The sequence below is a fragment of the Variovorax sp. UMC13 genome (genome assembly GCF_014170375.1).
Taxonomy (GTDB): Bacteria; Pseudomonadota; Gammaproteobacteria; order Burkholderiales; family Burkholderiaceae_C; genus Variovorax.
The window spans coordinates 1-25,296 of record NZ_LZZW01000012.1; the positions used below are offsets into that span (position 1 = coordinate 1).

Sequence of the window (25,296 nt, forward strand, 5' to 3'; positions counted from 1 at the left end):
TGAGCAATCCGCTGATGCTGGGCGGCGGCGCGCTGATCCTGCTGCTGCTGGCCTTCCTGGCCTACCGCTTGACCCAGAGCCGGCGCCGCGACGCCGGCGAGAGCGTGTTCCTGGAAAGCCGGCTGCCCAAGGACTCCTTCTTTGCGGCCAGCGGCGGCGAATCGGTGGACACCAGGAACCGCAATTCGGTGGTGTCCTCGCTGTCGTATTCGCCCAGCCAGCTCGACACCGGCGACGTGGACCCGGTGGCCGAGGCCGACGTCTACCTCGCCTACGGCCGCGACCTGCAGGCCGAGGAAATCCTGCGCGAAGCGCTGCGCATTAACCCGGAGCGCGTGGCCATCCATCTCAAGCTGCTCGAGATCCACGCCAAGCGCCGCGACCTGCGCGCCTATGAAGCGCTGGCCGCCGATGTCCACAAGCTCACCGGCGGCACCGGCAGCGACTGGAACCGCGTGGTCGACATGGGCAAGGAACTGGATCCGGGCAACCCGCTGTACGAAGCGGGCGTGCGCCCGGTCGCCGACGCCGTGCTGCCGGTGGCCGCGGTCGCCGTGGCCGCCGCTTCGGCCGAACCCCGCAGGAGGCACCACCGGCGCTGCCCGCCGAGCACGACGCATCGAACGACTTCGACACCGACTTCAACACCGCCCCCGGCGCGCTGGAGACCCCTGGCTTCTCGATGCCGATGCCGGTCGACGAGCACACCCGTCCGGCCGAACTGCGCCCCGCGCCCAAGGACGACTCCGGCTTCATCGAATTCGACATGAGCGCACTGTCCGGCCTCAACGGCCGGGATGCGGGCGAGACCGAGCCGGGCCGCCTCGAAGCACTGGACGACGGCGCCGACAACCCGCACGCCATCAAGCTGTCGCTGGCGCGCGAGCTGCAGGCGCTGGGCGACACCGAAGGCGCGCGCTCGCTGGTCGAGGAAGTCGAGGCCGAAAGCGTCGGCGACCTGAAGACCCAGGCGAGGCAGCTGCTCGCCGAGTGGGCTTGAACACGCGCGCCGCACCGACCGCGGCCCGCTTTTTCCCGTGAGGCTGGCCCTCGGCGTCCGCTACAACGGCCAGGCCTACCAGGGCTGGCAGAGCCAGCTCTCGGGCCGGACCGTGCAGGACAAGCTCGAAGCCGCGCTGGCGCGCTTCGCCGACCGGCCCATCTCCACGCTCTGCGCGGGCCGCACCGACACCGGCGTGCACGGGCTGAACCAGGTGGTGCACTTCGACACCGACATCGAACGCACACCCTTTTCCTGGGTGCGCGGCACCAACCGCTACCTGCCGCCGGACATCGCGGTCCAGTGGGCCCACCCGGTGCCCGATGCCTTCCACTGCCGCGCCAGCGCGCTGGCGCGCCGCTACCGCTACGTGCTGTCGCAGTCGCCGGTGCGCCCCAGCCTCGATGCCGGCCGGGTCGGCTGGTCGATGTACCCGCTGGACGGCGACGCGATGCGCGCCGCGGCCGCCCTGCTCATCGGCCAGCACGACTTCAGCTCCTTCCGCGCCTCGGCCTGCCAGGCGCGTTCGCCGGTCAAGACGCTGCGCCGCATCGCCATCACGCAGCACGACGCCTCGCCCGACGGCGAGCGCTGCCACTGGCACTTCGAGTTCGAGGCCGACGCCTTCCTGCACCACATGATCCGCAACCTCATGGGCTGCCTGGTGCGCGTCGGCCGGGGCGATGCGCGGCCCGAATGGATCGCCGAGGTGCTGGCCGCGCGCAGCCGCAAGGTCGCCGCGCCCACCTTCTCCGCCGACGGCCTCTACTTCGTCGGCCCGCTCTACGACGCGGCCTGGGGCCTGCCGCCGGAGTCGACCTGGCAGGCCGAGGACGCTGCGTATGATGGTTCGCCATGACTTCCGCCACGCGCATCCGCATCAAGGTCTGCGGCCTCACCCGTGAACAGGATCTCGACGCGGCCGTGAACGCCGGCGTCGACGCCGTCGGTTTCGTGCTCTACCCGGCCAGCCCGCGCGCGGTGAGCGCCGAGCGCGCCGCCGAACTCGCGTCGCGGCTGCCGCCCTTTGTCACGCCGGTGCTGCTGTTCGTCAACGAGACGCCGGAAAACACCGTGGCAGCGCTGGCCCGCGTGCCGGGCGCGATGGCCCAGTTCCACGGCGACGAGTCGCCCGCGCAATGCCTGGCCGCCAGCGGCCGGGGCGCCCACCGCTTCCTGCGCGCGGCCCGTATTCCGCTGGGTCTGGCAGGGGCAGGCTTCGACCTCGTAAAATACGCTTCCGATTTCTCCCACGCCCAGGCCATCCTGCTCGACGCCCATGTCGACGGTTATGGCGGTGGCGGCAAGGCATTCGATTGGTCACTTCTTCCACCCGCCGTCGACGCTCACCTCGTCTTGAGTGGTGGACTCACACCTGCAAACGTGGCCGATGGCATTCGCCAGCTCCGGCCGCGTTGCAAGTCGCTGGCCGTTGACGTGAGTTCCGGCGTCGAGATGTCCAAGGGCATCAAGGACGCCGCCAAGATCCGTGATTTCGTCGCGGCCGTCAGGGCCGCCGAGCTCGCATCCTCCTGACCGCCGCACCGTCTCGTTTCCGACGGGCGCGGCCCATCGAATCGAGATTTATGACCTACCAGCAACCCGATGCCAGCGGCCATTTCGGCCCCTACGGCGGCAGCTTCGCGAGCGAGACGCTCACCCATGCCATCGCCGAACTGCGCGATGCCTACGCCAAGTTCAAGGACGACCCGGACTTCCTGGCCGAATTCCACTACGAGCTCAAGCACTTCGTGGGCCGGCCCTCGCCGATCTACCACGCGGCGCGCACCAGCCGCGAGGTCGGCGGCGCGCAGATCTACCTCAAGCGCGAGGACCTGAACCACACCGGCGCGCACAAGATCAACAACGTGATCGGCCAGGCCATGCTGGCGCGCCGCATGGGCAAGCCGCGCGTGATCGCCGAGACCGGCGCCGGCCAGCACGGCGTGGCGACCGCGACCATCTGCGCGCGCTACGGCCTCGAATGCGTGGTCTACATGGGCAGCCAGGACGTGCAGCGCCAGAGCCCCAACGTCTACCGCATGAACCTGCTGGGTGCCACGGTGGTGCCGGTGGAATCGGGCAGCAAGACGCTCAAGGACGCGCTCAACGAGGCGATGCGCGACTGGGTCACGAACGTGGAAAACACCTTCTACATCATCGGCACCGTGGCCGGCCCGCACCCCTACCCGACCATGGTGCGCGACTTCCAGAGCGTGATCGGCACCGAATGCATCGAACAGATGCCCTCGATGCTGGCGGCCCAGGGCCTGCTGGGTGACGGCCGCCAGCCCGACGCCGTGGTCGCCTGCGTGGGCGGCGGCAGCAACGCGATGGGCATCTTCCATCCCTACATCCCCTTCGCCGGCACCCGCCTGATCGGCGTCGAGGCGGCGGGCGAAGGCCTGGACAGCGGCAAGCATTCGGCCTCGATCCTGCGCGGCAGCTCGGGCGTGCTGCACGGCAACCGCACCTACCTGCTGCAGAACGAGGACGGCCAGGTGACCGAAACGCACAGCATCAGCGCCGGCCTCGACTACCCGGGCGTCGGCCCCGAGCACGCCTACCTGGCCGACATCGGCCGCGCCGAATACGTGGGCATCACTGACACCGAGGCGCTCGAAGCCTTCCACTACCTGTGCCGGACGGAGGGCATCATTCCCGCGCTCGAATCCAGCCACGCCGTGGCCCATGCGATGAAGCTCGCCAAGACCCTGCGCACCGACCAGTCGATCCTGGTGAACCTCTCGGGGCGCGGCGACAAGGACATCGGCACCGTGGCCGACCTCTCGGGCGTCGATTTCTACGACCGCCCCTCGATGCGCGGCCTGAGCGTGAAGGGAGGCAAGGCATGACCCGGATTGCCGCCGCCTTCGAGGCCCTGCAAAAGGACGGGCGCCGCGCGCTCGTGCCCTACGTGACCGCCGGCTTCCCCTACGCCGACATCACGCCCGAACTCATGCACGGCATGGTCGAGGCCGGTGCCGACGTGATCGAACTGGGCGTGCCTTTTTCCGACCCGATGGCCGACGGCCCGGTGATCCAGAAGGCCGGCGAGGCCGCTCTGGCGCTGGGCGTGGGCACGAAGCAGGTGCTGGCCATGGTCGCGGCCTTCCGCCAGACCAACGACCACACGCCGGTCGTGCTGATGGGCTACGCCAACCCGGTCGAGCGCTACAACGGCGTGCACGGCGCGGGCAGCTTCATCCGCGACGCGGCCGCCGCCGGCGTCGACGGGCTGCTGGTGGTCGACTACCCGCCCGAAGATTGCGAGGACTTCGCGGCCGACCTGCGCACGGCCGGCATCGACCTGATCTTCCTGCTGGCGCCCACCAGCACCGACGAGCGCATGGCGCAGGTCGGGCGCATCGCGACCGGCTATGTCTACTACGTGTCGCTCAAGGGTGTGACGGGTGCCGGCCACCTCGACACCGAGGCGGTCGGGCGCATGATCCCGCGCATCCGCCAACACGTGGGCGTGCCGGTGGGCGTGGGCTTCGGCATCCGCGACGCGGCCACGGCGCAGGCGGTCGGCTCGGCCGCCGACGCGGTGGTGATCGGCACCCGGATCATCCAGCTGATCGACGGCCAACCGCGCGAGAAGGTGGTGCCGGCGGTGCGTGAGTTCCTGGCCGGCATCCGCGACGCACTGGACGCCCTGCCCGCGGCTACCCCCAAGAACGCGGCTGGCAGATAATTGCCCGTTGCCTGACCCCAGCCCCTCTTTCACATGGTGGGAGAGGGGAGCAGATCGTCGCGCGGGCCCGCCCGTGCGAAAACATAGGATTGCCCATGAGCTGGCTTGAAAAACTGCTACCCCCGAAGATCGCCCAGACCGACCCCAGCGAGCGCCGCCAGATGCCCGAAGGCCTCTGGATCAAGTGCCCGAGCTGCGAGACCGTGCTCTACAAGACCGACCTCGAGCACAACCAGAACGTCTGCCCGAGCTGCAGCCACCACCACCGCATCGGCGCCCGGGCCCGGCTCGACGCCTTCCTCGACCCCGAAGGCCGCTATGAACTGGGCCAGGAAGTGCTGCCGGTCGACGCGCTGAAGTTCAAGGACAGTCGCAAGTACCCCGAGCGGCTCAAGGAAGCGCTGGAGAACACCGGCGAGACCGACGCGCTGATCGTCATGGGCGGCTCGGTCCACAGCATCAACGTGGTCGTGGCCTGCTTCGAGTTCGAATTCATGGGCGGCAGCATGGGCAGCGTGGTCGGCGAGCGCTTCGTGCGCGGCGTCGAGACCGCGATCGAGCAGAAGGTGCCCTTCATCTGCTTCACCGCCACCGGCGGCGCGCGCATGCAGGAAGGCCTGCTGTCGCTGATGCAGATGGCCAAGACCAATTCCGCCCTCACGCACCTGGCGAAGAAGGGCCTGCCCTACATCAGCGTGCTGACCGACCCGACCATGGGCGGCGTGAGCGCCGGCTTCGCCTTCGTCGGCGACGTGGTGATCGCCGAGCCCAAGGCGCTGATCGGCTTCGCCGGCCCGCGCGTGATCGAATCCACCGTGCGCGTGACGCTGCCCGAAGGCTTCCAGCGCGCCGAGTTCCTGCAGACCAAGGGCGCGATCGACTTCATCAGCGACCGGCGCGAGCTGCGCAAGACGATTGCCAGCACCCTGGCGATGCTGCTGCGCCAGCCCGCCGACGCAATTCTCTAGCGCCTGTCAGGCGCCGACCCAGCTTCCGCGAGAGGCTGGCGTCCGCCTCAGATCATGAACACCCGCGCCATCAGGTTGCCCAGCACGATGGCCAGCACCTGCAGCAGCACGATGGCGGCCAGCGGCGACAGGTCGATACCGCCGACCAGCGGAATGATGCGGCGCAGCGGGCGCACGATGGGTTCGGCCAGGCGCGACACCAGGTCGAGCAGCATGGCCGAGGCGCCGGGCACCCACGACAGCACGGCGTAGACCAGCAGCAGGGCCGTCAGGCCCGACACCACCAGCTGCAGCAGGCCGATCAGCGACACCAGCGGCAGGATCGCGATGCGACCGAACTGGCCGACCAGCAGCAACAGCAGCAGGAACTTCACCAGCACCAGCAGCCAGGCCGCCACGGCGCTGGCCAGGTCCCAGCGCTTGACCGAGGGCACGATGCGCCGCAGCGGCATCACGATCCAGTCGCTCACCGCGAACACGAAACGGCCCAGCGGGTTGCCGAAGGGCACGCGGTGGTACTGCATGTACAGCCGCAGCAGGCAGGCGCCGCCCAGCAGGCCCACGATCACATCGAGCAGGAAAGAGGGGATCTGGTAGAGCATGGCGCGTGCGGCGTGAAGGGACAGGGATGATAGTCATGCGCGCCGCCGGCCAGGCGCTTCGACGCAGGAGTGCAAGGGTCTCTGACACGCGCCCTCGCATCTGCTACGGTGCGGTTTGCGCGAACTTGTCTTCCGACACCATGCCGCCCTCCGCCCCGCTTCCTTCGCCGCTGCCGCTGTTCCCGTTGGGATCGGTGCTGTTTCCCGGCGGCTACCTGCCGCTGCGCATCTTCGAGGTGCGCTACCTCGACCTGATCGGCAAATGCCACAAGCAGGGCCTCCCCTTCGGCGTGGTGAGCCTGACGGCCGGCGCCGAGGTGCGCACGGCCGGCGCGGGCGTCGAACGTTTCTCCACCGTCGGCACGCTGGCCACCATCCGCAGCCTGCACAGCCCGCAGCCCGGCCTGTTCGAGATCGAATGCCTGGGCACCCAGCGCTTCGAGGTCCGAAGCAGCGAACTGCAGAAGCACGGCCTCTGGACCGCCGAGGTCGACCCAATGCCCGACGACGTCGCGCTCGGCATTCCGTCCGACCTGCAGCATGCGGCCGACGCGCTGCGACGGCTGGTCGACACGCTCGAGCAGCGGCGCATCGCCGCGCAGGATCCGGACCTGCGCCTGCCGATCGCCGCGCCCTACCGCTTCGACGACTGCGGCTGGGTCGCCAACCGCTGGTCGGAGCTGCTGCCCATGCAGAACACGCTCAAGCAGCGGCTGATGGAGCTCGACAGCCCGCTGATGCGGCTGGAACTGGTGAGCGACCTGCTGGCGCGCCACAACATCGCCGGCTGATCGCCTGGGCGCCCGCCAGGGGACGGCGGGCTAAAATCACGGGCTTCGCGCGGCACCGCTCGTGCCCTCCAGACCCTTGCCCATGACCGAACCTACGACCTCCCCCGCTCCCGCAATCGACGAAAACCAATTGATGGCCGAGCGGCGCGAGAAACTCAAGGCGCTACGCGCCGGCCAGGGCGTCGCCTTCCCCAACGACTTCAAGCCCGCGCACCGCGCCGTGGGCCTGGCCGCTTCGCACGGCGAAGCCAGCGCCGAGTCGCTCGAAGCGCAGCCCGTGACGGTCAGCGTCGCCGGCCGCATGATGCTCAAGCGCGTGATGGGCAAGGCCAGCTTCGCCTCGGTGCAGGACGCCACCGGCCGCATCCAGCTCTACGTGACGCGCGACGCGCTGGGCGAAGAGGTCTACGCCGACTTCAAGCGCTGGGACCTGGGCGACATCGTCGGTGCCAAAGGCACCTTGATGAAGACCAAGACCGGCGAGCTGTCGGTCAAGGTCACGTCGCTGCGCCTGCTCACCAAGAGCCTGCGCCCGCTGCCCGACAAGTTCCACGGCATGGCCGACCAGGAGCAGAAGTACCGCCAGCGCTACGTCGACCTGATCACCGACGAATCGGCGCGCGACCGCTTCAAGGCACGCAGCAAGGCCGTGAGCGCGCTGCGCGAGTTCATGGTGGCCAACGACTTCCTCGAGGTCGAGACGCCCATGCTGCACCCGATTCCGGGCGGCGCCAACGCCAAGCCCTTCAAGACGCACCACAACGCGCTCGACCAGGAGATGTTCCTGCGCATCGCGCCCGAGCTCTACCTCAAGCGCCTGATCGTGGGCGGCTTCGAACGCGTGTTCGAGATCAACCGGAGCTACCGCAACGAGGGCATCTCGGTGCGGCACAACCCCGAGTTCACGATGATGGAGTTCTACGCGGCCTACTGGAACTACCAGGACCTGATGGACTTCACCGAGCTGATCATCCGCACGATCGCGAAGAAGACCACCGGCGGCGAGCAGCTGACTTACCAGGGCAAGGCCGTCGACCTGAGCCAGCCCTTCGAGCGGCTCACGATCCGCGAAGCCATCGTCAAGCACACCGACGCCGGCGCCAACGTCGACGACACGACCTGGCTGATCAATGCCCTGCGCAAGCTCGGCCTGAATGAAGAGAAGGACAAGCTCTCGCAGCGCAGCCTGGCGAGCCTGCAGGTGCTGTACTTCGAGGAAACGGTCGAAGAGAAGCTCTGGCAGCCGACCTTCATCATGGAGCACCCGACCGAGATCTCGCCGCTGGCCCGCGCCAACGACGAACGCCCCGAAGTCACCGAGCGCTTCGAGCTCTACATCACCGGCCGCGAGTTCGGCAACGGTTTCAGCGAGCTCAACGACGCCGAGGACCAGGCCGCGCGCTTCAACGCGCAGGTCGCGGCCAAGGACTCGGGCGACGACGAAGCCATGTTCTACGACCACGACTTCGTGCGCGCGCTCGAGTACGGCATGCCCCCCACCGGCGGCTGCGGCATCGGCATCGACCGCTTCATGATGCTGCTGACCGACTCGCCGAGCATCCGCGACGTGATCCTGTTCCCCGCACTGCGTCGAGAAGCTTGAACGCGACGAACGCCGGCATCGGCATCGATTTCGGCACCTCCAACTCCGCGATCGCCTGGGCGATCGATGGCGGCATCGCGGAAGCGCTGCCGCTCGAGGGCACGGCCACCACCATGCCGACCGCCCTGTTCTACAACGCCGAAGACCGCACGACCCATTTCGGCCGCGACGCCGTCGCCATGTATCTGGCGGGGGTCGAAGGCCGGCTGATGCGCTCGCTCAAGAGCCTGCTCGGCAGCTCGCTGATGCAGGAGACCACGGCCGTCTACGACGGACTGATCAGCTTCCAGGACATCGTCGCGCGCTTCCTGCACGAGCTGGGCACGCGCGCCGAACAGACGCTGGGCCACCGGCCCGAGCGCGTGGTGCTCGGCCGGCCGGTGCACTTCGTCGACGACGACGCCAAGCGCGACCGCCAGGCCGAGGACAGCCTGCGCCTGGCCGCGCGCGCCGCGGGCTTCCGCGAGATCGCGTTCCAGTTCGAGCCCATCGCCGCGGCCTTCGACTACGAGCAGCGCGTGCGCAAGGAATCGGTGATCCTGATCGTCGACATCGGCGGCGGCACCTCCGACTTCACCGTGGTCCGGCTCGGCCCCGAGCGTGCGGTGCGCCCCGAGCGCAGCGACGACGTGCTGGCCACCAGCGGCGTGCACATCGGCGGCACCGACTTCGACCAGCGGCTGAACCTCGAGCGCGTGATGCCGCTGCTGGGCTTCCGCCACCACGACACGCGCGGGCGCGAGGTGCCGAGCAAGGTCTTCTTCGAGCTCTCGTCCTGGCACCTGATCAACTGGCTCTACGCGCCCAAGGCGGTGCGCCAGGCGCAGGAGCTGCGCACCAGCTATGCCGACACGCGGTTGCACGCGCGGCTCATGACGGTGCTGGAAGAGCGCTACGGCCACCGCATCGCGAGCGAGGTCGAGCAGGCCAAGATCCAGAGTTCGATCGGCGACGAGGCCGTGGCCATCGACCTGTCCTTTGCCGAGGCCGGCCTGGGTGCCTCGCTGACGCCGCAGGACATGGCCGAGCAGCTGGCCGATGCGCTGGGCAAGGTGGTGGCCAGCGCGCACGAATGCGTGCGCCGCGCCGGCCTGCGCAGCCACGACCTCGACGCGATCTACCTGACCGGCGGCTCCTCGGCGCTGCGGCCCTTCCAGGATGCGCTGCGGCGCAGCTTCGCCGGCGTCAAGCTGGTCGAGGGCGACCTGTTCGGCGGCGTGGCCGCGGGCCTGGCCTACGCGGCACGGGCCACGCGCAAGGCCGCCAGCACGGCGTGAAGTACCTCGCGCACTACCCGCCTGCGCTGCAGGCGCAGGTGCGCGAGCTGATCGCCGCGCAGGGGCTGGCGCCCATGCTGCTCAAGCGTTATCCGGCGCTGCACGCGGTGCGCACCGACCGCGCGCTGTACGACTATGTGACGGGGCTCAAGAACGAGTTCCTGCGCAACGCCGATCCGCTGTCCAAGGTGATGTTCGACAGCAAGCTGCACGTGATCCGCCACGCGCTGGGCACCCACACCACGGTCTCGCGCGTGCAGGGCAGCAAGCTCAAGGCCAAGCGCGAGATCCGCGTGGCCAGCCTGTTCAAGGCGGTGCCGCTCGAGTGGCTGCGGATGATCGTGGTGCACGAACTCGCACACATGAAGGAGCGCGAGCACGACAAGGCCTTCTATGCGCTGTGCACGCACATGGACCCCGACTACCACCAGCGCGAGTTCGACCTGCGGCTCTACCTGACGCACCTCGACACCGGCGGCGCGCGGCTGTGGAATGCCGAGCCGGACAGCGCCGGCTCCTGAAGAAGTCTCAGCCGGGCAGCAGCGCCACTGCGCGCCGGTAGGCCGCGGACGCGGTCAGCGCCTCCCAGTCCAGCGCGGCCGAGGTCGGCAGCAAGGCGCGGCGCCGGGCCTCGCCGGCCGCATCGGGCTGCCAGCGGCCATCGGCCGCGGCGACGCTGAAGCCTTCGAGCAATTCGTCCAGCGGCGCACCCTCGCCCACGCTCTGGTTGCAGAGCATCGCCAGGTCGCAGCCGGCCGCGAGCGCGGCCAGGGCGGCGTCGGTGTAGCTGAGCAGCTGGCCGTCGATGTAGCGGCCGGCCTCCATGCTCAGGTCGTCGCTGAAGATCGCGCCCTCGAAGCCGAGCCGGCCGCGCAGGATGGCCTGCAGCCATCGGGCCGAAAAGCCCGCGGGGCGTGCATCGACCCTGGGATAGATCACATGGGCCGGCATCACCGCGGCCAGCGTGCCGCCGAGCCATTCGAAGGGCCGCGCGTCGTCGGCCAGGATGGCCTTGAGGCTGCGCCGGTCGACCGGGATCGCGACATGCGAGTCGGCCTTGACAAAGCCATGGCCGGGAAAGTGCTTGCCGCAGTTGGCCATGCCGGCCTGCAGCAGGCCGTGCATCAGGCTCTGGGCCAGCAAGGCGGCGACGCGCGGGTCGCGGTGGAAGCTGCGGTCGCCGATGACCGAACTTCCGCCATGGTCGAGGTCGAGCACCGGCGCGAAGCTGAAGTCGACGCCCACCGCGCGCAGCTCGCTCGCCAGCACGAAGCCGGCCGCGGTCGCGGCCTGCACCGCACGCATCGCGTCGTCCATCCACAGCGTGCCCAGCGTGCGCATCGAGGGCAGCCGCGTGAAGCCGTCGGTGCGAAAGCGCTGCACGCGCCCGCCTTCATGGTCGACGCAGACCAGGATGTCCGGCCGGATCGCCTTGATCTCCGCATTGAGCGCCTGCATCTGCGCCCGGTCCTGCCAGTTGCGCGCGAAATGGATCACGCCGCCGACCTGCGGATGGGCGAGCCGACGCCGTTCGGCGGGCGTGAGGGCGGTGCCGGCCACGTCGATCACGAGGGGCCGCTGGGTCGTCGTCGGGGAATTCATGGGCTCGGGTCCGTCTTCGGATGCTGCTCGACCACCACGAAGCTGGCCGCGTAATCGGTTTCGTCGGTCACGGTGACGTGGGCCGTGAGCCCGCGCGCCTCGAACCATTCCTTGAGCACGCCGTGCAGCACGATCACCGGCTTGCCGCTGCGCTCGTTGGCGATCTCGCAGAGCCGCCAGCTCATGGGCATGCGCATGCCCATGCCGACGGCCTTGCTGAAGGCTTCCTTGGCCGAGAAGCGCGTCGCCAGGTAGCTCAGGCCGCGCTTCGGCCAGCGCGCGCTGCGCGCCTGCCAGACCGCGAATTCGGCGTCGCTGAGCACCTTGCGCGCGAAGCGCTCGCCCTGGCGCTCGAAGGTGGCGGCGACGCGGCGCACGTCGCAGATGTCGGTGCCGATGCCGTAGATCACGCGTTCACTTCGCGGCCTGCGCCTCGTCGATGCAGCGCAGGTAGTCGCGCGTGGTGGCGGCGTAGCCCAGTTCGAGCGCGTCGGCGACGAAGGCATGGCCGATCGAGACCTCCTTGACGCCCTGCACCGCGCGCAGGAAATCCGTGAGGTTGTCGCGGCTCAGGTCGTGGCCGGCATTGACCTCCAGCCCCGCGGCCTGGGCGGCGCGCGCGGTCTCGGCGTAACGCGCGAGCACCTCGGGGGCCCTGGCCGAGCCGCGCGAGGCCGCATAGCCCTCGGTGTAGAGCTCGACCCGGTCGGCGCCCACGGCCTTGACCGCGGCCATCATCTCGGGGATCGGGTCCATGAACAGGCTCACGCGCACGCCCAGCGCCTGGGTTTCGGCGATCAGCGGGCGCAGGCGCTCGGCATCGGACGGAAAGCTCCAGCCGTGGTCGCTGGTGGACTGCGTCTCGCTGTCGGGCACGAAGGTGGCCTGGTGGGGCCGGCAGGCGCGCACGAAATCCATCAGGTTGTGGAAGGGGTTGCCCTCGATGTTGAACTCGACCTGCGGCCAGTCGCTCGACAGCAGGGCCGCGAGATCGTGCACGTCGTGTGCCCGGATGTGGCGCTCGTCGGGCCGCGGGTGCACCGTGATGCCCGTGGCGCCGGCTTGCAGGCACAGGGTCGCGGCGCGCAGCACGCTGGGGATGCCGAGGTGGCGCGTGTTGCGCACCAGCGCGACCTTGTTCAGGTTGACCGAGAGGGCCGTGAGGGAGGAAGGCGTGGTCATGGGCGATCAGAGGGCTTGCAGATCCCGCATCATCTGCCGGGTCCGCAGGGTGGTAACGCCGCAATGGTAGTTCAGCAGCGTGCGCAACTGGCTGCGCAGGGCCGCGTTGCTGCCGGCGCTGAGCAGGGCCACGCAGCGCAAGGTGGCCGTGAAAGGCGAGCGATCGTCCAGCGCCTCCTGCAGCGCCAGCCAGTCGGCGCCCGCGAGCGAGGCGTCGGCCGGCGCCGACTCGCGCAGGCCGGCCTCGGGCACCAGCGCATAGCGCGCATCCTCGGCCAGCGGCGCGAGCGTCAGGGTTTCGGTGTCGAGCACCGGCAGCAGGCCGACGCCGCGCAGCAGCAGCAGTTCGAAGGCCCGCAGCGCGGCGGCCTGGGTCGCGGCCTGGGCCACCCCATGGTCGCTGGCCAGCACCTCGACCACGCCCGCATAGGCGTCGAACAGCGCCTCGTGCGCGTCGTCGCGCGCCAGCAGCCGCAGCAGCAGCTCGTTGACGTAGTAACCCGACAGCAGCGATTCGCCGGTGGGCATCACCAGGCCGCCCATCCATTCGGCGCTCTTGAGCGTGCGGATCTCGGCGTCGCCGCCGTAGTTGAGCTGCAGCGGCTGCAGCGGCAGCAGCACCGGCCGGAAGTTGGAGCTGGGCCGCTTCGCGCCCTTGGCCACGATGGCGACACGACCGTGGTGGCGGGTGAAGACCTCCAGGATCACGCTCGACTCGCTCCAGTCGTAGCGGTGCAGCACGTAGGCGGGTTCGTGGGAGACGCGTTGGGTGGCCATGTCAGTGCGCGCTGGGCGCCGAGGCGGGCGCCTGGTGGCGACGCGCAGCGCGCAGGTCCGGGGCTGTGCTTATTCGTAACCGAAGCTGCGCACGCGCGCTTCGTCGTCGGCCCAGCCGGAGCGCACCTTCACCCAGAGCTCGATGAACACCTTGGCATCCATCAGCTTCTCGAGCTCGACCCGGGTCTCGGTGCCGATGCGCTTGATGCGGTCGCCCTTGTCGCCGATGACCATGGCCTTGTGCGTGTCGCGCTCGACCACGATGGTCGCGGCGATGCGCATCAGGCGCTTCTGCCCCTTCTTCTGCGGCGGCTCTTCCTCGAACTTGTCGATGATCACGGTCGAGGTGTAGGGCAGTTCGTCGCCGGTCAGGCGGAACAGCTTCTCGCGCACCATCTCGCCGGCCAGGAATTTCTCGCTGCGGTCGGTGAGTTCGTCCTCGGCATAGAACCAGGGCTGCTCGGGCAGGTACTTGGCGCAGATGGCGAACAGGCGCTCGACGTCCTTGGCGCTCTTGGCCGACATCGGCACGAGCTCGGCGAAGTCGTGCTTCTCGTGCATGGTCTGCAGCCAGGGCGCGACATCGCCGCGGCGGTGGATGTTGTCCAGCTTGTTGGCCAGCAGCACCGTCGGGATGCCCTTGCCCAGCAGCTTGAGCACGCGCTCGTCGGCCGGCGTGAAGCTGCCGGCCTCGACCACGAACAGGATCAGGTCCACGTCACCGACCGCGCCCAGCACGGTCTTGTTGAGCGACTTGTTGAGCGCGTTGGCGTGCAGCGTCTGGAAGCCCGGCGTGTCGACAAACACGAACTGCGTGGCCTCGCGGGTGCGCATGCCGGTGATGCGGTGGCGCGTGGTCTGGGCCTTGCGCGAGGTGATGCTGATCTTCTGGCCGACCAGCGCGTTGAGCAGCGTCGACTTGCCCACGTTGGGCTTGCCGACGATGGCGATCAGGCCGCAGTGCTGCGGCCCGTGGACCGAGGTGTCGGCGGCCGCCGCCCCGGGCATCGCGGGCATGGGTGGCATGCCGGGGACGGGCGGGATCAGCTTTTCGGGGGCGCCATCGGCGTCGGGGACATCGTGTGTAGGGGTCATGTTGCTTTCGTGCCGCGGGCCTTGAGTCGGATCAGCATCGCCGCGGCCGCGGCCTGCTCGCCGGCGCGTCGCGAACCGCCGATGCCGCGCTCGGTCAGCCCCAGTTCGGGCACCTCGCACTCGACATCGAAGGTCTGCTTGTGGGCTGCGCCGAGCGTGCCGCTGACGCGGTAGACCGGCAGTTTCATTTTGTGCCCCTGCAGCCATTCCTGCAATTCGGTCTTGGGGTCCTTGGCGGCGGCTTCCATGCGCGGCGTGATCTCGACCGACTCGTAGAGCCGGCGCACCAGCGCCTGCGCCGCGCCGTAGCCGGCATCGAGGTAAACGGCGCCGATCAGCGCCTCCAGCGCATCGGCCAGGATCGAGGGGCGGTTCGGGCCGCCCGAGCGGGCCTCGCCCTCGCCCAGCCGCAGCAGCGGCGAAATCGCCAGCTTGACCGCCAGCTGGTGCAGCGTGTCCTGCTTGACCAGGTTGGCGCGTACGCGCGACAGATCGCCTTCGGGCAGGTCCGCGAGCCGCTCGTAGAGCAGGTGAGAGACGGCCAGACTCAGGACCGAGTCGCCGAGGAATTCGAGCCGCTCGTTGTGGTCGGCGGAAAAACTGCGGTGGGTGAGTGCGCGCTGCAGCAGCCGCGCGTCGGCGAATTCATGCCGGAGGCGCGCCTGCAGCGCAACAAGAGCGCCTTCTGCCACGGTCAGCGGGACTGACCCTGGCCCTTGTACTTGAGTACCAGGTAGGCCGGGCCGAACAGATGGATTTCGCGGTCGTAGGCATAGGACACGACGACCTTGTCGCCGACCTTCTGCACGTCGAGGTCCTTGCCGCTGACCGACTTGAAGTCGTCGATGGCCTGGGCGCGGTCGAAGATGGAACGCACTTCGGGCACCGTGCTGCCTTCGGCGGCCTTGGCCGCGGCCTTGTTGATGGCCTGGTACTCGATCAGCGTCGGGATGACCTGGGCCACCACCACGCCGACGCAGGCCAGCACGATGGCCACGAACAGCAGCCCGATGAAGGAGATGCCGCGTTGCTTCGACGCGGATGCCGACCGTTCAATGCTCTTTGCCATTGCTCTACCCTCGAATGATTGCTTTTATTGGAACGCGCCGATGCGCTTGAGATTGCCGAAATTCATCCAGACGAAGAACGCGCGCCCGACGATGTTCTGGTCGGGCACGAAGCCCCAATAGCGCGAGTCGAGCGAGTTGTCGCGGTTGTCGCCCATCATGAAATAGTGGCCGGCCGGCACCTTGCAGACCACGCCTTCGACACTGTAACGACAATTATCCCGGTCCGGAAAGCTCATCACCTCGACGTCGGAGATGCCCGCGCGGCGGGTCTCGTCGTTGAGCAGCTTGTGCTGCGTGGTGCCCAGCGTCTCGGTGTATTGCTTGAGGTAGCGCATGGTCTCCTCGTCGAAATACTCGGGGATCGCGTCCTTGCTGACCGGCTGGCCGTTGATGGTCAACTGCTTGTTCAGGTAGGCCACCTCGTCGCCGGGCACGCCGACCACGCGCTTGATGTAGTCGAGGCTGGGCTTGGGCGGGTAGCGGAACACCATCACGTCGCCGCGGGCCGGGGCCTTGCCTTCGGTGATCTTGGTGTTGAGCACCGGCAGGCGCAGGCCGTAGGTGAACTTGTTCACCAGGATCAGGTCGCCGGTGAGCAGCGTCGGCATCATCGAGCCCGAGGGGATCTTGAAGGGCTCGAACAGGAAGGAGCGCAGCAGGAACACCACCAGGATCACCGGGAACAGGCCGGCGGTCCAGTCCAGCCACCAGGGCTGCATGATGAGCCGCTCGCGTGCCTTGACGTCGACCCGGTCGACCTGCTCGATGCCCTGGCGCGCCAATTCTTCGCGCCGCTGCACGAGCGAGGCGTCGAGCCGCTCGGCCGCCTGGCGGCGCCGCGGCAGGAAGTAGAAGCGCTCGGCCAGCCAGTAGAGGCCGGTGACGACCGTCGCCACGAACAGCAGCAGCGCGAAGTTGCCTTCGACGGCACCGAAGTACCAGGCGCCGACGTAAGCGCCGAACGCGGCCAGGATGAGGGAGGTGAGGAGTGCCATCTTCGTTCTTTTAGATGCTGCAGGCGTCGGGAACAGCGCGGTCCCATGCCGGAGATGCCGCGGAACCGGCCGTGCCGGGCCGCCGGCATCGCCCGCTCGAGGGAGCGCTGCGGGGGTGGTTCATTCTTCAGTCTTCGACTTGCAGGATCGCAAGGAAGGCCTCTTGCGGCACCTCGACGGAGCCGATCTGCTTCATCCGCTTCTTGCCCGCCTTCTGCTTCTCGAGCAGCTTCTTCTTGCGGGAGATGTCGCCGCCGTAGCACTTGGCGAGCACGTTCTTGCGCAGCGCCTTGATTGTCTCACGCGCGATGATGGTGACCCCGATGGCCGCCTGGATCGCGACGTCGAACATCTGGCGCGAAATGATCTCGCGCATCTTCGACACCACCGCCCGGCCGCGGTACTGCGACTGGCTGCGGTGCACGATGATCGACAGCGCATCGACCTTCTCGCCGTTGAGCAGGATGTCGACCTTGACCACGTCGGACGCGCGGTACTCCTTGAACTCGTAGTCCATGGAGGCATAGCCGCGGCTCACCGACTTCAGCTTGTCGAAGAAGTCGAGCACGATCTCGCCCAGCGGCATCTCGTAGGTCAGCATGACCTGGCGGCCGTGGTAGGCCATGTTCATCTGCACGCCGCGCTTCTGGTTGGCCAGCGTCATGACGACGCCGACGTATTCCTGCGGCATGTAGAGGTGCACGGTCACGATCGGCTCGCGGATCTCCGACATGCGGCCGACGTCGGGCATCTTGGACGGGTTCTCGACCATGATCACTTCGCCGTCGCTGCGCACCACCTGGTAGACCACGCTGGGCGCGGTCGTGATCAGGTCCTGGTCGAACTCGCGCTCCAGCCGCTCCTGCACGATCTCCATGTGCAGCAGGCCCAGGAAGCCGCAGCGGAAACCGAAGCCCAGCGCCTGGCTCACCTCGGGTTCGTAGCGCAGCGAGGAATCGTTGAGCTTGAGCTTCTCCAGCGCGTCGCGCAGCGAGTCGTACTCGCTGGCCTCGGTCGGGTAGAGGCCTGCGAACACCTGCGGCTGGATCTCCTTGAAGCCCGGCAGCGCTTCGGTGGCCGTGGCCGCGGCACCGCCGGTGCCCGGCTTGATCAGCGTCACCGTGTCGCCGACCTTGGCCGCCTGCAGCTCCTTGATGCCCGCGATGATGTAGCCCACCTCGCCGGCTTCGAGCGAAGCGCGCGGCTCGTTGGCCGGCGTGAACACCCCGACGCTGTCGGCGTTGTAAATCGCGCCCGAAGCCATCATCTTGATGCGCTCGCCCTTCACCAGGCGACCGTCGACCACACGCACCAGCATCACGACGCCGACGTAGGGGTCGAACCAGCTGTCGACGATCATCGCGCGCAGCGGGCCGTCGGGATTGCCGCGCGGCGCGGGCATCTTCGCGACGATGGCCTCGAGGATGTCGTCGATGCCCACGCCGGTCTTGGCCGAACACGGGATCGCATCGGTCGCGTCGATGCCGATCACGTCTTCGATCTCGGTGCGCGCGTTGTCCAGATCCGCGTTGGGCAGATCGATCTTGTTGAGCACGGGGATCACCTCGACACCGAGGTCGAGCGCGGTGTAGCAGTTGGCCACCGTCTGCGCTTCCACACCCTGCGATGCATCGACGACGAGCAGCGCGCCTTCGCATGCCGACAGCGAACGACTCACTTCATAAGAGAAGTCCACGTGGCCCGGCGTGTCGATCAGATTGAGGTTGTAGACCTTGCCGTCGCGGGCCTTGTAATGCAGCGCAGCGGTCTGCGCCTTGATGGTTATCCCACGCTCTTTCTCGATGTCCATCGAGTCGAGAACCTGCGCTTCCATCTCGCGTTCCGCGAGGCCGCCGCAACGCTGGATCAGACGGTCCGCAAGCGTCGACTTGCCGTGGTCGATGTGCGCAATGATCGAAAAATTTCTGATGTGATTCATCAACGGGAACGCTTAAGTACTTGAATTGCCTCGTGCGCAGAAGGCGACAGGCAAGAAAAAAGGGCGCGTCCGAAAGAGACGCGCCCTGAACCAACAAGCAATGGCAACTGCAGTAGTTGGGACTTCATTGTAGGCAAAAAGGGGAGCGCGTACATGTCGGGGCCGGGTCAGGAAGGCTCGTTGCAGGTCAGCAACAGGAAGTTTGTTAACAGCTTATCAACAAAGGCGGTGGGCAACTGCCGGGACAACTTGTGGGTGATCTGTGGACCAGCAGTGGACTGTCCAAAGACATACCGCATGGTGAATGCACCCGCCGCCTTTATGCCCTCCGGGCGATCCAATCGGCGCCCATTCTACTAAATCAAGTCGTTAGTCTTACGCCAATGTTTGTCGTCACTAACTTATCGAGCCTCCAAAGCCGTCGAAAAAATCTTCGCGATGCGCCGTCGAAGCCCTCCGGCATCCTGAAAAAAGGCCCCAAACCCGACTGCCGGGTGGGGCCACTTGACCTGAGTAGGAAGATCAGCGGGCCGGTCGGATCAGCGCGTACTGCGCCCATTCGCCCCGGCGGAACAGCACGCTCACGGGCTTGGCCTTGTCGGCCTTGCCCAGGGCGGCGTCGAGTTCCTTGACGCTGGTCACCTCGGCATTGCCCAGCGCCAGGATCACGTCGCCCTCGCGCAGGCCGGCACGTGCGGCGGCGTCGGTGGCGGCGTCGATCTTCACGCCGCCGCGCACTTTCAGCGCTTTCTTCTGCGCTTCGGTCAGGTCGCTCACCGACAGGCCCAGCGACTTGGCGGCCGCAGAAGCCGAGGACTTCGGCGCCGGCTCCTCGCGCTCCACCGCGGGACGCGCCGGCTTGTCGGGCTCGATCTCGGCGATGGTCACGTTGAGGTCGCGGAAGGCGCCGCGCCGGTACACGGTGATCGTGCTCTTGGTGCCGGGCTTGGTGTTGCCGACCAGCCGCGGCAGGTCGCGCGAATTCTCGATCGCCTTGCCGTCGAACTTGGTGATGATGTCGCCCGCCTCGACGCCGGCCTTCTCGCCCGGCGAACCGGCCTCGACGCTGCGCACCAGCGCGCCCTGCGCCTTGCCCAGGCCGATCGACTCGGCGACGTCCTTGGTCACCTGGTCGATGCTCACGCCGATCCGGCCGCGCGAGACGCGGCCCGTGGCCCGCAGCTGCTCGCTCACGCGGATCGCCTCGTCGATCGGGATCGAGAAGGAGATGCCCATGAAGCCACCCGAACGCGAGTAGATCTGGCTGTTGATGCCCACCACCTCGCCGCGCATGTTGATCAGCGGGCCGCCGGAATTGCCGGGGTTGATCGCCACGTCGGTCTGGATGAAGGGAAGGTAGTCGCCGGTGTCGCGCTGCTTGGCGCTCACGATGCCGGCGGTCACGGTGTTCTCCAGGCCGAAGGGCGAGCCGATGGCCATCACCCATTCACCCACGCGCAGCTTCGACACGTCGCCGACCTTCAGCGCCGGCAGGCCGGTGGCATCGATCTTCACGACCGCCACGTCGGTGCGCTTGTCGGCGCCGATGATCTTGGCCTTGAACTCGCGCTTGTCGGGCAGCGTGACCAGCACCTCGGACGCGTCCTCGACCACGTGCGCATTGGTCATCACGAAGCCGTCGGGGCTCAGGATGAAGCCCGAGCCCACGCCACGCGGCCGGCTCTCTTCCTGCGGCTCCTGGGGACGGTTCTGGCGCGGTCCCTGGCGCGGCGTGCCCGGCGCGGGCTGCCCGAAGAAGCGGCGGAAGAACTCCTGCATCTCCTCGTCCATCTCGCCGTTGGCGCCGCCACCGCGCTGCGTCACCTTCTCGACGGTGCGGATGTTGACCACCGCCGGGCCGACCTGGTCGACCAGGTCGGTGAAGTCGGGCAGCGTGCGGGTCTGCGCCTGCGCGCCGGTCGGTGGCAGCAGGCCACCGGCCGCGGTCAGCACCAGCGCCGAGGCCAGCAGGCACGAACGGAGTTTTCTTCCCTCGACTTTGAGCAGCATCATCGGATCTCTTTTCATGAAAGAACAGCGAACATCATCGCGCTATGAATCGGCAGCGGCCGTTTGGTTCAGCGCGCAGCGGGACGGCGCGCGCACCGGGCTAGCGCGTGCGTACAAGATTCTGAGCGAAAGCCTGCAGCGTGCGTGGCGGCACCTCGCCGACGATCGTGAGCCACCAGTCCCCGCCCTTGTCGGTCATGCGCCGGGTCAGGGTGTAGGTGGCGCCGAGCGCCAGCAACGCCTCCTTCGACGGGCGCTGTGCATCGTAGGGCTCGACGAACAGCGAGACCGAGGCCAGGCCGTCGGAGAAGGTCCACTGCATGGTGCGTTCGGGCTTGGCCGCGCCATCGAGCGCGCGCCGGTAGCAATTGACCGGCTTGAAGCCCGCCACCGGCTCGCGCAGCGACCAGCCTTCGGCGGCCGCGGTGGTGCGTTCCAGCTCCGACTTCTCGACCCGGTAGCCGGCGGTGTTGCCCATCATCTGGACCAGCGCCTGCGGCTTCACCGGCGCATCGAACTGCAGTTCGGAGAAGGCCGACTGTTCGACCACGCGGCCGTCGCCGTCCACCGTCTGCAGCGCCACCACCAGGCCGGAGCGGCGTTCGCTCCAGACGCGGTAGCCGAAGCGCAGCGCATCGCGCGGCACGAGCTGCAGCACGTCGGCATCGAAACCCGCGACCCGGCCCTTGCCGAGCATCTGCACGTCGTAGAACTCGCCGATGGCCACGTCGGGCGCGCCACCCGGCAGGTTGGGGAAGAAATCCAGGTTCTCGCGCTTCTCGCTGCGCACGACCTTGTCCTCGGGCAGGAAGGTCATGACGTGGTCGTTGCGGCGGAAGGTCGAGCGTGGCGCGCCCGACAGCGCTTCGATGCGCTCCAGCAGCTGGTCGCCGTCGGCCACGTGCCAGATGCGCGAACTCGAGAGGTTGCCGCTGGTGGACGAGACCACGAAGGTGCCGACATAGGTGCGCTGCCGCGACGCCGCGTGCATGCGGCGCAGCCAATCGACCGTGCCCAGGCTCGACACTTCGCCGGCCACCGGCGGTGCGGCGCTCTTGGCCGCCGCTGCCGCGTGCCCGCGTGTCTGCGCGACCGCCAGGGGGGCCAGGCACAGCGCGGAGAGCACCAGCATGGCACGGCGGGCGGTCATGGGCATGGCGCGGCGAAAGTCAGGTTGATCAGCGGGCATTCGGAGGCGTCAGCGCGCGGAGCTCTCGAAGGTGGCGTTGCGCAGGAAGCCCGAGGGCATCTGCGCCCCGCCGGCGGCCTGCCGGTGTGCTTCGAGCAATTGGTCCAGGCGGGGGTCGCGCAGCATCACCTGCGGATTGCCGCTGCCGCTGCCGACCACCACACGGGTCGGTCCCGACGGGCCGCCCTGCTGGGCCGCCGACAGCACCGAGCCGTCGGAACTCGCCAGCTGCACCGCGGGCGTCGTTTGTTGCTGCTGTTGCGCCATCTGCGCGCCCGCGGGCGCGACGCCGCTGCCAACCCAGTTCCAGCCGATCGCCGCTGCCGCGACCAGCGAGGCCGCGCCGGCGACCAGCTTCCAGCGGAAGATCGGCTCGTTCGCGGCCTCGACCGGCAGCCGCGCCGCCACGGGCAGCGGCACCATCACGGGGGCGGCGACCACGGCCGCGCGCCGCACCGGCACCTCGTCGGCCAAGCGCTGCTGGAAACGTGCGAGGAACGCACTGCTGTCGGTGCAGGGCGCAGGCCGAGGCGCCCGCAGCACGTCGCCGATCAGGTGGTAGGTCTGCCAGCTGGACTGCAGTTCACCGTCGTGGGCGAGCAGGTCCATGGTTTCGCCGAAGGCGTCGCCCTGCAACCGATCGTCGGCCAAGGCGGAAATCTGCTCACGCACGGACTCGGGGGTATGTTTCATTTCATTCACCTGCTTACCAACGCTTGCCGGACTGGTTGTCGAGCATGGGCTTGACCCGCGCGGAAATGGCTTCGCGGGCCCGGAAAATCCGGGAGCGAACCGTGCCGATCGGGCAATTCATCAACTCAGCAATCTCTTCGTAGCTCATGCCCTCGATCTCGCGCAGCGTGACGGCCTGGCGCAATTCGGCCGGCAGGGCCTCCATCGCAGCCTCGACTGCGGCCGCGATCTCTTGCGCGGCCAGCACGGTTTCGGGGGTTTCGTCGCTGATTGGTTCGTTTCCAGGACGGTAAGTTTCATCATCGTCCGACGAAGATGGCCGCAAGGCGCTTTCCGAGACCGTCGGATCGCGCTTCATGTCGACCAGCGCCTTCTTGGCGGTGTTCACCGCGATCCGGTAGAGCCAGGTGTAGAACTGGGCTTCGCCGCGGAACTGGTGCAGCGCGCGGTAGGCCCGGATGAAGGTCTCCTGCGCGATGTCCTCGACCAAGTCGACGTCCCGCACCATGCGGCCGATCAGCCGCTCGATGCGCCGCTGGTACTTGATCACCAGCAGTTCGAAGGCCTTCTGGTCGCCCGCGACCGTGCGCTGCACGAGCTGGAAATCGACCTCGCCCGGACGCGGCTCGGCCACGTCGGTCAGACCGGCGTCCGGTGGCACGGGCGGGGGGGAGGCAGTCATGGAAGAGAGGAAGAAGGCGCAACGCGCACCGCCGCATCGGCGGGCCGGCCCACCGGCTCGGGCGTCGGGGCGCGCGAATATACCGCACGGCGCAAGTCCGGCCAGCGCGAAGGCTGCGCGCGGCGTTCGAGCCAGAGCCAGCGCTGGGGGCGTCCGGGCTCGACCAGGCGCAACAGCAGCAGGAATTGAAGGTCCAGGCAGACCTCGGCGCGCGCCGCCAAGGTCGGCGAAACGCCGCCCAGCGACCAGTCACGGCCGTCGAAGCGCAATTCACCGGGCATGGCGCGGCGACCGAGCCGCCACGCCGCACCGCCCGCGAACAGCACGCTCACCGCCAGCAGCGCCGCGCGGCCGCCGAACATGGCATCGAGATGCAGCACGGCAGCGCCTGCGCAGGCCGCGCCCAGCGCCCAGAGGCCGAACAACAGGCGATCCGCATCGCGCGAACGCCCCACCGGATAGCTCACCGCTGGGGCGCTGTGCATGGACGGAGTCGCTTCAAGCGCGCTTGAACACCAGCGTGCCGTTGGTGCCGCCGAAGCCGAAGTTGTTCTTCACCGCGACGTCGATCTTCAGGTCCCGCGCCTCGTTGGCGCAGTAGTCCAGGTCGCACTCCGGATCCTGGTTGAAGATGTTGATGGTCGGCGGGCTCTTCTGGTGATGCAGGGCCAGCACCGTGAACACCGACTCGATGCCGCCGGCGCCGCCCAGCAGGTGGCCGGTCATCGACTTGGTCGAGTTGACCACCAGCTTCTTGGCATGCGAGCCGAAGGTGTTCTTGATCGCGTTGGTCTCGTTGATGTCGCCGATCGGCGTCGAGGTGCCGTGCGCGTTCAGGTACTGCACCTCGTCGGCATTGACGCCGGCGTTGGCCAGGGCCGAAGCCATCGAGCGGCGCGGGCCGTCGACGTTGGGCGCCGTCATGTGGAAGGCGTCCGCGCTCATGCCGAAGCCGGAGACCTCGGCATAGATCTTGGCGCCACGGGCCTTGGCATGCTCGTATTCCTCGAGCACCAGCACGCCCGCACCCTCGCCGAGCACGAAGCCGTCGCGGTCCTTGTCCCAGGGGCGGGACGCGGTCTTGGGGTCGTCGTTGCGGGTCGACAGCGCACGCGCGGCCGCGAAGCCGCCGATGCCCAGCGGCGACACGGTCGACTCGGAGCCGCCCGCGATCATCACGTCGGCATCGCCGTATTCGATCATGCGCGCCGACAGGCCGATGGCATGCAGGCCGGTGGTGCAGGCGGTGACCACGGCGATGTTCGGGCCCTGGAAGCCGTACTTGATCGACACGTGGCCCGAGATCATGTTGATGATCGAGGCCGGCACGAAGAACGGCGACACGCGGCGTGGGCCGCGGTTCACCAGTTCGGCGTGCGTGTTCTCGATCAGCGGCAGGCCGCCGATGCCCGAACCGATGTTGCAGCCGATGCGCGTGGCCTCTTCAGGCGAGAGCGCATCGTTGGTCTTGAGACCGCTGTCCTGCACCGCCTGGATGGCGGCGGCCATCCCGAGATGGATGAAGCGGTCCATGTGGCGCGCTTCCTTCTCGGAAATGTATTGGGTGATGTCGAAGCCTTTGACCTCGCCTGCGAACTTGCAGGCGAAGGGGCTGGCATCGAAGGCCTTGATGGTGTCAATGCCCGAATTGCCGGCCAACAGGTTGGACCAGGATTCGGCCACCGTGTTGCCAACAGGGGCGATGCAACCGAGCCCGGTCACGACGACGCGGCGTTTGGTCATGCCGGCAAACCTTTCTGGGGAAGCACGGAAGCCCTCTCGCGAGCCACGCGACGACGATGCGCCGCGAGCCGGAACGGGTTTTCCACGCGCGGCCGATCAGGCCTTTTGATTCTTGGAAGCGTAGTCGACGGCGTTCTGCACCGTGGTGATCTTCTCTGCGTCTTCGTCGGGGATCTCGATGCCGAACTCGTCTTCGAGTGCCATCACCAGTTCCACCGTGTCCAGGGAGTCGGCACCCAGATCGGCCACGAAAGCCTTTTCGTTGGTGACTTGGGACTCTTCCACGCCGAGCTGCTCGGCGATGATTTTCTTGACACGTGCTTCGATATCGCTCATTTGGTTCCCTCTGGGGGTTTATAAAGAATCGGTGGATTTTAGCCG

At 68.0% G+C, this 25,296-nt stretch carries 28 protein-coding genes; 11 read left to right on the plus strand and 17 right to left on the minus strand.

Going from position 1 to position 25,296, the window contains the following annotated elements; genetic code table 11:
* The 7 genes from A9977_RS08540 to accD all read left to right on the plus strand — a co-directional run.
* Positions 1–770 (plus strand): FimV family protein (locus tag A9977_RS08540; RefSeq protein WP_405054675.1); only part of this gene is annotated, 770 nt, incomplete at its 5' end.
* Positions 767–1,000, plus strand: coding sequence for a FimV/HubP family polar landmark protein (locus tag A9977_RS34195; protein ID WP_259651873.1), 234 nt, complete (start codon positions 767–769; stop codon positions 998–1,000). The genes A9977_RS08540 and A9977_RS34195, both read left to right, overlap by 4 nt.
* A gap of 37 nt (positions 1,001–1,037) precedes the next feature.
* Positions 1,038–1,859 carry a tRNA pseudouridine(38-40) synthase TruA gene (gene truA / locus A9977_RS08545; protein ID WP_183024469.1) on the plus strand — a complete coding sequence of 274 codons (822 nt, stop codon included), beginning with the start codon at positions 1,038–1,040 and terminating at the stop codon, positions 1,857–1,859.
* On the plus strand, positions 1,856–2,536 hold the full coding sequence (locus tag A9977_RS08550; protein WP_183024470.1) for a phosphoribosylanthranilate isomerase: 681 nt from the start codon (positions 1,856–1,858) through the stop codon (positions 2,534–2,536). The genes truA and A9977_RS08550 overlap by 4 nt, the downstream gene beginning before the upstream one ends.
* A gap of 50 nt (positions 2,537–2,586) precedes the next feature.
* The gene (trpB, locus tag A9977_RS08555) at positions 2,587–3,855 is read left to right on the plus strand and encodes a tryptophan synthase subunit beta (RefSeq protein ID WP_183024471.1); all 1,269 of its coding nucleotides are present in this window, start codon (positions 2,587–2,589) and stop codon (positions 3,853–3,855) included.
* Positions 3,852–4,697, plus strand: coding sequence for a tryptophan synthase subunit alpha (gene trpA / locus A9977_RS08560; RefSeq protein WP_183024472.1), 846 nt, complete (start codon positions 3,852–3,854; stop codon positions 4,695–4,697). The genes trpB and trpA overlap by 4 nt, the downstream gene beginning before the upstream one ends.
* Before the next feature lie 95 nt (positions 4,698–4,792).
* Positions 4,793–5,665 carry an acetyl-CoA carboxylase, carboxyltransferase subunit beta gene (accD, locus tag A9977_RS08565; protein ID WP_183024473.1) on the plus strand — a complete coding sequence of 291 codons (873 nt, stop codon included), beginning with the start codon at positions 4,793–4,795 and terminating at the stop codon, positions 5,663–5,665.
* A 47-nt stretch (positions 5,666–5,712) separates the two neighbouring features.
* Here accD and A9977_RS08570 read toward each other — a convergent pair whose 3' ends face one another.
* Complete coding sequence (locus tag A9977_RS08570; RefSeq protein WP_183024474.1) at positions 5,713–6,267, minus strand: YggT family protein; 555 nt, start codon at positions 6,265–6,267, stop codon at positions 5,713–5,715.
* 140 nt (positions 6,268–6,407) lie between these two features.
* Here A9977_RS08570 and A9977_RS08575 point away from each other — a divergent pair, with 140 nt between their 5' ends.
* The 4 genes from A9977_RS08575 (at position 6,408) to A9977_RS08590 (ending at position 10,459) form a co-directional block, all read left to right on the plus strand.
* Entirely contained in the window at positions 6,408–7,058 is a 651-nt protein-coding gene (locus tag A9977_RS08575; protein WP_183024475.1) for an LON peptidase substrate-binding domain-containing protein, read from the plus strand.
* A gap of 82 nt (positions 7,059–7,140) precedes the next feature.
* Positions 7,141–8,661: a lysine--tRNA ligase gene (gene lysS, locus A9977_RS08580; RefSeq protein WP_183024476.1), complete on the plus strand. Its 1,521-nt coding sequence runs from the start codon at positions 7,141–7,143 to the stop codon at positions 8,659–8,661.
* Positions 8,658–9,938 (plus strand): Hsp70 family protein, encoded by a 1,281-nt coding sequence (locus A9977_RS08585; RefSeq protein ID WP_183024477.1) that lies wholly within the window; start codon positions 8,658–8,660, stop codon positions 9,936–9,938. Before lysS ends, A9977_RS08585 begins: the two co-directional genes overlap by 4 nt.
* The gene (locus tag A9977_RS08590) at positions 9,935–10,459 is read left to right on the plus strand and encodes a YgjP-like metallopeptidase domain-containing protein (protein ID WP_183024478.1); all 525 of its coding nucleotides are present in this window, start codon (positions 9,935–9,937) and stop codon (positions 10,457–10,459) included. The genes A9977_RS08585 and A9977_RS08590 overlap by 4 nt, the downstream gene beginning before the upstream one ends.
* A gap of 7 nt (positions 10,460–10,466) precedes the next feature.
* On the opposite strand, the gene nagZ is transcribed toward A9977_RS08590, so the two are convergent.
* The 16 genes from nagZ to acpP all read right to left on the minus strand — a co-directional run bounded on the left by nagZ (position 10,467) and on the right by acpP (position 25,251).
* Entirely contained in the window at positions 10,467–11,540 is a 1,074-nt protein-coding gene (nagZ, locus tag A9977_RS08595; RefSeq protein ID WP_183024479.1) for a beta-N-acetylhexosaminidase, read from the minus strand.
* Positions 11,537–11,950, minus strand: coding sequence for a holo-ACP synthase (acpS, locus tag A9977_RS08600; protein ID WP_183024480.1), 414 nt, complete (start codon positions 11,948–11,950; stop codon positions 11,537–11,539). The genes nagZ and acpS overlap by 4 nt, the downstream gene beginning before the upstream one ends.
* Before the next feature lie 4 nt (positions 11,951–11,954).
* Positions 11,955–12,722, minus strand: a complete 768-nt coding sequence (locus tag A9977_RS08605; RefSeq protein ID WP_183024481.1) for a pyridoxine 5'-phosphate synthase — start codon at positions 12,720–12,722, stop codon at positions 11,955–11,957.
* A gap of 6 nt (positions 12,723–12,728) precedes the next feature.
* Positions 12,729–13,499, minus strand: a complete 771-nt coding sequence (gene recO, locus A9977_RS08610) for a DNA repair protein RecO (RefSeq protein ID WP_183024482.1) — start codon at positions 13,497–13,499, stop codon at positions 12,729–12,731.
* A gap of 69 nt (positions 13,500–13,568) precedes the next feature.
* The gene (era, locus tag A9977_RS08615) at positions 13,569–14,525 is read right to left on the minus strand and encodes a GTPase Era (RefSeq protein ID WP_405054679.1); all 957 of its coding nucleotides are present in this window, start codon (positions 14,523–14,525) and stop codon (positions 13,569–13,571) included.
* A 65-nt stretch (positions 14,526–14,590) separates the two neighbouring features.
* Entirely contained in the window at positions 14,591–15,286 is a 696-nt protein-coding gene (gene rnc, locus A9977_RS08620) for a ribonuclease III (RefSeq protein ID WP_183024483.1), read from the minus strand.
* Between the two features lie 2 nt (positions 15,287–15,288).
* Complete coding sequence (locus tag A9977_RS08625) at positions 15,289–15,663, minus strand: DUF4845 domain-containing protein (RefSeq protein WP_183024484.1); 375 nt, start codon at positions 15,661–15,663, stop codon at positions 15,289–15,291.
* A 24-nt stretch (positions 15,664–15,687) separates the two neighbouring features.
* Positions 15,688–16,659 carry a signal peptidase I gene (gene lepB / locus A9977_RS08630; protein WP_183024485.1) on the minus strand — a complete coding sequence of 324 codons (972 nt, stop codon included), beginning with the start codon at positions 16,657–16,659 and terminating at the stop codon, positions 15,688–15,690.
* A gap of 127 nt (positions 16,660–16,786) precedes the next feature.
* Positions 16,787–18,598 (minus strand): translation elongation factor 4, encoded by a 1,812-nt coding sequence (gene lepA / locus A9977_RS08635; protein ID WP_183024486.1) that lies wholly within the window; start codon positions 18,596–18,598, stop codon positions 16,787–16,789.
* 522 nt (positions 18,599–19,120) lie between these two features.
* Positions 19,121–20,608, minus strand: coding sequence for a DegQ family serine endoprotease (locus A9977_RS08640; RefSeq protein ID WP_183024710.1), 1,488 nt, complete (start codon positions 20,606–20,608; stop codon positions 19,121–19,123).
* Positions 20,609–20,708: 100 nt separating this feature from the next.
* Positions 20,709–21,764 (minus strand): MucB/RseB C-terminal domain-containing protein, encoded by a 1,056-nt coding sequence (locus tag A9977_RS08645; RefSeq protein WP_259651874.1) that lies wholly within the window; start codon positions 21,762–21,764, stop codon positions 20,709–20,711.
* A 42-nt stretch (positions 21,765–21,806) separates the two neighbouring features.
* On the minus strand, positions 21,807–22,490 hold the full coding sequence (locus A9977_RS08650) for a sigma-E factor negative regulatory protein (protein ID WP_183024487.1): 684 nt from the start codon (positions 22,488–22,490) through the stop codon (positions 21,807–21,809).
* Positions 22,491–22,503: 13 nt separating this feature from the next.
* The gene (gene rpoE / locus A9977_RS08655) at positions 22,504–23,172 is read right to left on the minus strand and encodes an RNA polymerase sigma factor RpoE (protein ID WP_259651875.1); all 669 of its coding nucleotides are present in this window, start codon (positions 23,170–23,172) and stop codon (positions 22,504–22,506) included.
* A complete protein-coding gene (locus tag A9977_RS08660; RefSeq protein WP_183024488.1) occupies positions 23,169–23,657 on the minus strand; it encodes a hypothetical protein in 489 nt (162 codons plus the stop codon). Before A9977_RS08660 ends, rpoE begins: the two co-directional genes overlap by 4 nt.
* 13 nt (positions 23,658–23,670) lie before the next feature.
* Complete coding sequence (gene fabF, locus A9977_RS08665) at positions 23,671–24,915, minus strand: beta-ketoacyl-ACP synthase II (RefSeq protein ID WP_183024489.1); 1,245 nt, start codon at positions 24,913–24,915, stop codon at positions 23,671–23,673.
* A 96-nt stretch (positions 24,916–25,011) separates the two neighbouring features.
* A complete protein-coding gene (acpP, locus tag A9977_RS08670; RefSeq protein WP_140843300.1) occupies positions 25,012–25,251 on the minus strand; it encodes an acyl carrier protein in 240 nt (79 codons plus the stop codon).
* Between the last annotated feature and the right edge of the window lie 45 nt (positions 25,252–25,296).